Raw genomic sequence first — 503 nt, 5'->3', positions numbered from 1 at the left:
AAGACTAATACGACGTTTTTCTTGCTGTCCGTGACTTTGTTTTAAATACGTTACCAATTTTTCTTGCTCAAGTTCGGTGACTGAGTCATCCTCCCCGCGAGCAGGTAGCCCAGCATCCTGGAGTTGCTGCTGTACAGCACCGACGGTTTTGCCTACCATTTCTGCCAGTTCTTTGACGGTCTTATCTGCCATTTATTATCACCTACTGTCTATTATTTGCTATTTGTTCAATTCAGTTGTTGGCTACAAATGATTGCGTTTGACCAAAACAGAGATTATTTAATATAATTGGATGTTATATAAGTATATTAAATATTAATCTTTTATTAGCCTTTCATTATTAATAGCATACCACCAAAAGACAGCGATATGCAGTTAACACCTATTCATCGAACCAAGATTCCCGAGCCTTCATGATAAGCTTGCCTGCTGTTTCAGCATCTAAACCTTCAATATCTTCTAAATCAAAAACTGCTTGTTCAGCCAGATCGTCAACGGTAATA

General features: G+C 38.2%; 2 protein-coding genes. Both read right to left on the bottom strand.

The features are described from left to right. Positions 1-192: translation initiation factor IF-2 N-terminal domain-containing protein (locus tag ACS8FD_RS24995; protein WP_439277826.1), on the bottom strand; the 192-nt coding region annotated here is incomplete at its 3' end. A 190-nt stretch (positions 193-382) separates the two neighbouring features. Next, the coding region (locus ACS8FD_RS24990) for a helix-hairpin-helix domain-containing protein (RefSeq protein WP_439277827.1) at positions 383-503 on the bottom strand (121 nt) is incomplete at its 5' end.

It is taken from the genome of Psychrobacter sp. 1U2 (assembly GCF_051847575.1).
Note: the sequence above shows the minus strand (reverse complement) of the source record. Positions and strands in the feature narration are given on the sequence as shown.